The sequence below is a fragment of the Levilactobacillus hammesii DSM 16381 genome (genome assembly GCF_001434395.1).
In the GTDB taxonomy this organism is placed as follows: Bacteria; Bacillota; Bacilli; order Lactobacillales; family Lactobacillaceae; genus Levilactobacillus; species Levilactobacillus hammesii.
The window spans coordinates 218,700-226,676 of sequence record NZ_AZFS01000061.1 but is presented as its reverse complement, the minus strand read 5'-3'; the positions used below and the strand labels follow the sequence as shown (position 1 = coordinate 226,676).

The following is a 7,977-nucleotide window of genomic DNA, read 5'->3' as shown; positions in this document are numbered from 1 at the left end:
TCAGGCCGCAGGCGGTCCCCACAGCAGCCGGAATCTCTGGCAGCCGCAGGTGAAGGAAAAGCTTAGGGGCTAGTTAAGGTTCTGCTAAATCAGGCGTTGGGCTGATGATTGCGGCGTAATTCATGCTACGCTGTTCTTAGATGAAGCTAACGCTTGCTAAATAAATAGTTTTTAATCAAGTTAATTTTTTTCTGAAGAAATCAAAGGAGGAATGGCCATTGCGTACGACTGCTAAAGTATTGGTCGTGGAAGATGAACGTGAATTATCCGCGGACATTGTTGAATTAATCAAACCCATCTGTGAGACCACCACGGCTTTCGATGGTGAACAGGGTGAATTTTTGGCGAGTCAGGGGGTCTTTGACGCGATTATCCTGGACCTGATGTTACCCGGCGAAAGTGGACTGGACTTGCTGCTGCACATTCGCAACAAGGACATTAAAACGCCAGTCCTGATTCTGACAGCCAAGGACACGATTGCCGATAAACTGCGTGGGTTCAACGATGGGGCCGATGATTATGTCACCAAGCCCTTCCACCGTGAGGAACTATTGGCGCGAATGAAGGCCTTATTGAAGCGAACGGGGCATCTGAATAGCTCCGATGTGATCAGTTTGGGCCAGCTGGAAATTAACACCAGCAAGCATTTAGCGACCTTTAAGGGAGACCCATTGACGTTGAAGGGGCGAGAGTTTGATCTCTTGGCCTACTTGGTCGCCAATCCTGGGACAATTATTACGAAAGAACAAATTTTCAACCGGCTATGGGGTTTCGATTCCGAGACGAGTCTGTCCGTGGTCGAAGTCTACATGAGTAACCTGCGAAAGGAGCTCAAGAACGCTGGCAGTGATCTGTCGTTACGGACCATTCGTAACGCAGGCTACATTGTGGAGGCACCTGATGAGCAATAAGGTTAACCAAGCGCAGCAATGGCGCTTGTTTATCAGCAATTTTATCGGCTTCACGGTGATCTTCGTGTCATTAGGGGTCATTGTTTTCGTGTTGTTCCGAAATGCCATGCTGACCAGTACGGATCAGGCCCTGCGCGTTGAACGTTCCTCGCGACTGAACGGCGCTCCGTTGGCGAAGAAACCCGTCAATCAGGGCAAACAACCCGGTGGTCGGGTGCAGAACGGTCGGGCCATTCATCCATTTATGACGACAACGTTGATCTTTAATCGAGCCGGCAAGATTACGAATCACGCCCAGCTGGGGTCACGTTACGATACATTGAAGGGGATTACCCTCGACACGTCACAGGTGGGGCAACTGCACACGATTCAGATCGGTGGTAAGTATAATTTCCGGACGTTGCTGGTCAAGGTTCCCCAGAAGAATCCGGATAAGATGGTCGCGGGAAAATACTTGCTGATTATGGAAAATATCGATCCGCAAAAGGCGGCCATGAGCAATTTTACCCGGGTCTTGCTGATCACGATGGGGATCTTTTGGTTACTGTCCATTCTGATGAGTATCTGGATGTCACGGCTAACCATGCGCCCCATTCTCAAGTCGTGGGGCCGACAGACGGAGTTCGTGGGGAATGCGGCCCACGAACTGCGGACGCCGTTGACCATTATTCAAAATAAATTGGAGCTCTTACTGACGAAGCCCAATGACAAGATCATCGATCAGGCGGAAAACATCGCCATTGCCAACAGTGAAAGCCAGCGGTTGCAAAAGCTGACGCAGGATCTACTGGCATTGGCGCGGTCCGACTCCAACACGTTACAGACCAACTTTGAATCCACCCACGTGGCGGCGTTTCTCCAACGAACGGTCGAACCGTACACCGAGATTGCGGCCAGTCAGGGGAAACGGTTGGAGCTGGCGCCCGTTACCGAATTTCGGGCGACCTTGGATCAAAACTTGATCCACCAACTGATGAATATTTTAATCGACAATGCGTTGAAGTACTCGCCGCAGGGCAGTACGATTACGCTGTCGGCTAAGGTCGTTGGCCGGAAGTGGCAACTGATTGTGGCCGATCAAGGCATCGGCGTCAATGATGCGGATCGTAAGCGGATCTTTGATCGGTTCTACCGGGTCGATAGCTCTCGCAGCCGTCAGACCGGGGGAAATGGACTGGGCCTGTCGATTGCCCATTGGATTGTGAATCTGCATCACGGCACCATTACGGTCAAGGCTAATCAGCCACAGGGTAGCCAGTTTGTGACAACCCTGCCTTTGAATCCGCTCACCGGATTAGGTGGTCGTCACGAGAAGAAATAGAACGTTGGCTTAAACGTAACGGGAGGAAAAAATCATGTTAACGCCACAACGCGCAACGCCCGCCGATTACCCCGAGCTCATTGCGATTTGGGCACGTTCGGTAGCGGCAACTCACCAGTTCTTACAACCGGCGGATCGTGAGGCCATTCAGCGCGCGTTACCCCAGTATTTTGCTCAGGTTACGCTCGTTAAATGGCAGCTGGGCACGACGACGGTTGGTTTCTCCGGCACAGCGGCTACCGATTTGGTGATGCTCTTTTTGGACCCAGCCTATTTTCGGCGGGGGTACGGACAGACCATTGTGCAAACGCTGATTGCGGAGGACAACCTTCAAACGGTGACGGTCAATGCCCAGAATCCTGGCGCGCTGGCCTTTTATCGCCGCCAGGGATTCCACCTGGTTTCCCGCTTTGAGACGGATACGGATGGCCGACCTTATCCCATTTTAAATTTAAAACGTTAACCGTGAAGGTCTCGACTGTCGGGACCTTTTTGTGATGGTAACAGTCGGTAAGCCCGGTTCTGTGACCTAGACCAGTTTCGAAAAATCAGTAAAATAGCCCGGGCTATGATCGCAATGGTGTGCCAGTCTGTGGTTTTTTAGCGGTGAATCGCTTGGAATTCTGGCTAAATGTAGACCAATTGAACGTGATTTACGGCTGGAACTGTTTTAATCGGTGCGCGGGTATGGTAAGATTTGAAGCATAAGGACACTGCTGTTAAGCGCATAAGGAGCTTTTGAAGAGATGTTAACAATCCGTGATATTGCTGCCAAGGCGGGCGTTTCGGTTTCCACGGCCTCCCGGGCATTGAATAATAATCCACGTATCAGCGTTGCCACGCGGAAGCGTATCCAAGCGTTGGCCGCTGCAGAGGGCTACCGCCCCAACTATAACGCGAAAAATTTAACGGCTGGCGAGGCGAATGCGGTGGGCGTGGTTTTCCCCACGTCCGATCGTAATTCGACCGACAACCCCTTTTATATTGACCTCTTGCGGGGGATTAATACCGAGCTGATGAAGCGCCAGTATGTCCTGTCTGTGGCCATTAGTAAGACGGCTGCGGAATTGCTGGAGAACGTGAAAGCAATGGTGGCTCAGGGGAAGATCAAACGGTTTGTTCTCCTGTACGTGCACCAAGATGATCCCATCGCCGCATTTTTGCGGGAAAAGCAGCTGCACTTTGTCACGATCGGGGAACCGATTGACGGCAACGATGACTATTTCGTGGATAACGATAATCTGGAGGCTGGGATTGGTGGCGCTAGTTTCTTACTAGACCAATTAGCGGTGAAGCATCCCGTATTCGTTGAGTCCGGTCACGAGTGGGGCTATGAACGGCAGCGGCGACAAGGGTATGAACGGGTGGCTGCCCAGTTTAATGTGGAACCGTTGACCTGCAAATTACATGATCTGGAATACGTGCGATCCTTCATCGAACACCATCCCGAAATTGATGGCATCATGGCTACCGATGACTTTAACGCGATCGAGTTTTATCGGCTCGTGCGTGAACGGTATGCGGTCAGTCATTTTCCCGTGGTCAGCTACAACCATTCATTGCCTACTGGTTTGACGGATGCTGACTTGCATTCGGTCAATCTATTTCCCGAGAAGATGGGATCGGCAACGGTTAGTTTGTTGTTTGGTGATCGGCAGGATAAAACGGCGACGCCAAGAAAACAAATCAGAATTCCTTACGAAATTAAATAAAAAATTGCGGTCCGGCGAGTGGAAGCTAAATCCCATAGCCGGGCCTTTTTTGACTGTCAGGTGTGAAATAGTGCACGAAAAAACTTTTGCGCAAACGGTTGCATTTTTATGTAAGCGGTGCCATAATAACTTCACGAAGCAAGTTATCAATTAGCAATTATCTAAGCAACACAAGCCTGAGGAGGTTTTGGATTATGGCAGATGAATCACTTTCAGCCGAAGCGGCCCAGAAAAAGAACGGGCTACCGACACTGCCGGCCAGTACCATTTGGATGATCAACTTTGGTTTCCTAGGGGTACAAACGGCCTTTACGTTACAGAGTTCGCAAATGAGTCGGATATTCCAAACGATTGGGGCCGATCCCAACAGTTTAGGGTGGTTCTTCATTTTACCACCACTAGCTGGTTTGATTGTGCAACCGATTGTCGGTTACTATTCAGATAGAACTTGGGCACCTAAATTAGGTGGACGACGGTTACCATACTTACTGTTGGGGACGATTGTTGCCGTGATTGTCATGTGTCTGTTGCCTAACTCAGGGAGTATGGGCTTCGGCTACGCTTCACTGGCTGCCTTACTCTTCGGGGCACTGACGGTTGCCTTTCTAGATTTGTCTTCTAACATTGCCATGCAACCCTTCAAGATGATGGTTGGGGACATGGTCAATGATGATCAAAAGAGTTACGCTTACGGGATTCAAAGTTTCTTATCCAACACGGGTGCCGTTTTAGCCGCTATCTTGCCTTTCTTGTTCGCCGCTATTGGGATTGCCAACACGGCCGCCAAAGGGGTAGTGCCTGCAACGGTTAAGGTTGCCTTCTACGTTGGGGCGGTTCTGTTAGTGGTCACGAGTCTGTTTACGATCTTCCGGGTTAAGGAATACGATCCAGATACTTATGCCAAGTACCATGGGATTTCCAAGGAAGACAATGCCAAGGGTGGTAACTGGTGGACGTTATTGAAGTCCGCACCAAAGGTCTTCTGGACTGTTACCTTAGTTCAATTCTTCTGCTGGGTTGCTTTCCAATACCTCTGGACTTACTCCGCTGGTGCCATTGCTTCTAACGTTTGGCACACGACCAACGCTGCCTCAGCTGGCTATCAAGCCGCTGGTAACTGGTACGGGGTCTTAGCCGCCGTACAATCCATTGCCGCTGTGGTTTGGTCATACGTCTTAGCCAAGTTGCCAAACAGCATTCACAAATTGGGTTATGCTGGGAGCTTAGGCTTAGGGGCCATCGGATTTATTTCCGTCTTCTTCGTTCACAACCAATACACGTTAATTGCTTCCTTCATCCTTGTGGGGATTGCTTGGGCAGCTATGAACACTTACCCATTGACCATGGTTACCAACGCCTTGTCCGGTGCCCACATGGGGACTTACTTGGGTCTGTTTAACGGTTCAATCTGTTTACCACAGATCGTGGCATCCTTAGCCAGCTTCGCCCTGTTCCCATTATTGGGTGGTGCGCAAGCCAACATGTTCCTGTTAGCTGGGATCATCATGGCCATTGGTGCTTTATCCGTCGGTATGATCAAAGAAACTTACCGCGCTTAACCATGTGGTGAAATTTGGCCGCCTACGCCGGTTAGAACTGAATGTTAAACGGCGAAAGCTCATGATAATCTAGGACTTTTTGCCAACAAGGTACGTCATGTTACTGGCGAAAGCTTTGCCAATGAGCGATGATCGTCATTAGAGTGAAAAAATAGACTGCTTTTCTTTGAACACACGAAAATCAATTAAAACAAAAAGGAGAAATGACACCATGAAACGAATTTTTGAGGTAAAACCTTGGAACGTAATCACCCATACCTTTGACCCCAAAGACAAACGTCTTCAAGAATCCATGACCAGTATGGCCAATGGTTACATGGGGATGCGGGGTGACTTCGAAGAAGGTTACAGTGGCGACTCCCTCCAAGGAATTTACTTGGGCGGCGTCTGGTATCCAGATAAGACGCGGGTCGGCTGGTGGAAGAATGGTTACCCGAAGTACTTTGGTAAAGTGGTTAATGCCGTCAATTTTATTAAACTTCCTATTGAAATCGATGGGACGGCGGTTGACCTGGCCAAGGACAAGATCAGTGACTTTACCCTCGACCTGGATATGCACCGGTCCGTCTTAACCCGTTCCTTTACTGTGGAACGTGGTGACACGCGGGTTGCCTTGACTTTTGAACGTTTCTTAAGTGTCAGCCAACAAGAACTCTCCGTCCAAAAGGTCACCGTCAAGAACCTGGGAACCAGCAAGGTTGACGTGACCCTGAAACCAGGCATCGATGCTGATGTCATGAACGAAGAGGCCAACTATGACGAACGGTTCTGGGATGTCCTCGCCACGGACCAACAGACCAATCGGGGGAGCATCATTGCCAAGACGACGCCGAACCCATTTGGCACGCCACAGTTCACATCTGGCATGGAAATGCGGATGGTCACGGACCTAAACAATGTTGCCGTTACCCAACCGAACGACAAGGCCGTCATGACTGCCTACACGGGTAGTCTGGCTCCCGAAGCCTCAGCAGAATTAGAGAAGCGCGTGATCGTGGTCACCTCCAGAGACTACGATACGCAAGAAAAATTAACCCAAGCCATGCACGAGCTAAGTGATAAGGTCGCTCAAGAAAGTTATGCCGACTTACTGGCCGCTCACACCAAGATCTGGGCGGACCGTTGGGAAAAATCCGACGTCCAAATCGCTGGCGATGACGAGTCACAACAAGGGATTCGTTTCAACCTGTTCCAACTCTTCTCCACGTATTATGGGGAGGATGCCCGTCTGAATATTGGACCTAAGGGCTTCACCGGTGAAAAGTACGGTGGTGCCACTTACTGGGATACCGAAGCCTTTGCGGTGCCCGTTTACTTGGGGATCACGAACCCTGAAGTCACCCGCAACCTCTTGATGTACCGTTACAAGCAACTGGATGGTGCCTACGTGAATGCGCAGGAACAAGGGCTGAAAGGTGCCTTGTTCCCAATGGTGACGTTCGACGGGATCGAATGCCATAACGAATGGGAAATCACCTTTGAAGAAATTCACCGGAATGGTGATATTGCCTTTGCCATTTACAACTACACCCGTTACACGGGCGACACCTCTTACGTCTTGCACGAAGGGGCCAAGGTCCTTTCCGAAATTTCACGTTTCTGGGCCGACCGGGTGCACTTCAGCAAGCGGAATAATCAGTACATGATTCACGGGGTTACCGGTGCCGATGAGTATGAAAACAACGTTGATAACAACTGGGATACCAACCTCCTGGCACAGTGGACGTTGAAGTACACACTGGAAGTTTTAGGTAAGGTCGATGCTGATACGGCAAATAAGCTGGGTGTCACCGATGCCGAAAAGGCTAAGTGGCAGGATATTGTGGACCGGATGTACTTGCCTTACGACAAGGACTTGAACATCTTCGTTCAGCACGATGGCTTCTTGGATAAGGACATTGAACCCGTCAGTGCCATCCCAGCCGACCAACGGCCAATCAACCAACACTGGTCTTGGGATAAGATCTTGCGGTCGCCTTACATCAAGCAAGGGGATGTCCTGCAAGGAATCTGGGACTTCATCGATGACTTTACACCAGAACAGAAGAAAGCTAACTTTGACTTCTATGAACCATTGACGGTTCACGAATCCAGCTTGTCACCAGCCATTCATGCGGTCTTGGCTGCCGATCTGGGTTACGAAGAAAAGGCCGTTGAACTTTACTCACGGACGGCCCGGTTAGACTTGGATAACTACAACAATGACACGACGGATGGTTTGCACATCACGGCCATGACCGGTGGCTGGATTGCCGTCGTTCAAGGGTTTGCAGGCATGCGGGTGCGTGATGGTCAGTTACACTACGCGCCATTCCTGCCAAAGACCTGGACGAGTTATTCCTTCCGTCAAGTCTTCCGTGGCAGCCTGATTGAAGTAACGGTTGATGGTGATGGGACCCACTTTAAGCTGATGAGTGGTGATCCATTGACGATCGACGTTGCTGGCAAGCCAGTGGACGTGAAGTAGTCTGCGT

Annotated in this window: 6 protein-coding genes; all 6 read left to right on the top strand. The window is 50.2% G+C overall.

Translation table 11 applies throughout. The features are described 5' to 3' along the window. Positions 1-218: 218 nt before the first annotated feature. Positions 219-911: a response regulator transcription factor gene (locus tag FD28_RS09805; protein ID WP_057734864.1), complete on the top strand. Its 693-nt coding sequence runs from the start codon at positions 219-221 to the stop codon at positions 909-911. Next, positions 901-2,232 (top strand): sensor histidine kinase, encoded by a 1,332-nt coding sequence (locus FD28_RS09800; RefSeq protein WP_057734863.1) that lies wholly within the window; start codon positions 901-903, stop codon positions 2,230-2,232. Before FD28_RS09805 ends, FD28_RS09800 begins: the two co-directional genes overlap by 11 nt. 34 nt (positions 2,233-2,266) lie before the next feature. Continuing rightward, complete coding sequence (locus FD28_RS09795; RefSeq protein WP_057734862.1) at positions 2,267-2,695, top strand: GNAT family N-acetyltransferase; 429 nt, start codon at positions 2,267-2,269, stop codon at positions 2,693-2,695. A 283-nt stretch (positions 2,696-2,978) separates the two neighbouring features. Continuing rightward, complete coding sequence (locus FD28_RS09790) at positions 2,979-3,944, top strand: LacI family DNA-binding transcriptional regulator (RefSeq protein ID WP_057734861.1); 966 nt, start codon at positions 2,979-2,981, stop codon at positions 3,942-3,944. Between the two features lie 194 nt (positions 3,945-4,138). Next, positions 4,139-5,503, top strand: coding sequence for an SLC45 family MFS transporter (locus FD28_RS09785; protein WP_057734860.1), 1,365 nt, complete (start codon positions 4,139-4,141; stop codon positions 5,501-5,503). Positions 5,504-5,714: 211 nt separating this feature from the next. Then, on the top strand, positions 5,715-7,970 hold the full coding sequence (locus FD28_RS09780) for a glycoside hydrolase family 65 protein (RefSeq protein WP_057734859.1): 2,256 nt from the start codon (positions 5,715-5,717) through the stop codon (positions 7,968-7,970). Positions 7,971-7,977: the final 7 nt, after the last annotated feature.